A 438-nucleotide genomic window follows, 5' to 3' on the forward strand; every position below is an offset into this window, starting at 1 on the left:
TTTTGGGTATGTCATTTCGATGTCCTCCCTATTCGTCAGTAAGAATTCGGATGTCGACGATATGCATAGCTTCGCGCTCCAGCAGACTGGTCTTGCCCATCGCGTCACTTATCCCTTTGAGTGTGCTGCCATCACTCATATCGATTTCGAATTTTCGATTGGGAGCGATTGGAGCCTCCTCGATTTGCGGCGCATATTTGAGAACGAACTTCTGGTCTGGAGCGCTGCTGCCAAACGTGGGCAGTTCAGTGGCCATGGTGGCCGGTCCGCTAAATGGAAAGTTGGCCGCCTGATTCTTGATGTCGCCATCGGTACCGTTGGTAATGCCGCCGCCGATTTTGGTGAACGAGCCATCCTCCGCAATCAGTCGGATTTCCTTGGCCATCAGGGAGATGATCCCGTCGGTGGCGGTGATCATGACGTTTTTTGCGGAGTTGA

At 52.7% G+C, this 438-nt stretch carries 1 protein-coding gene; it reads right to left on the reverse strand.

Translation table 11 applies throughout. The annotated features are described in order from the left end of the window. Positions 1-28: 28 nt before the first annotated feature. Positions 29-438, reverse strand: a 410-nt coding sequence (locus tag D0817_RS26715; RefSeq protein ID WP_127341005.1) for a DUF2345 domain-containing protein, incomplete at its 5' end; no start/stop codon positions are given.

Origin of the sequence: Flavobacterium cupreum (genome assembly GCF_003996965.1) — a bacterium.
GTDB classification, from domain to species: domain Bacteria; phylum Bacteroidota; class Bacteroidia; order Flavobacteriales; family Flavobacteriaceae; genus Flavobacterium; species Flavobacterium cupreum.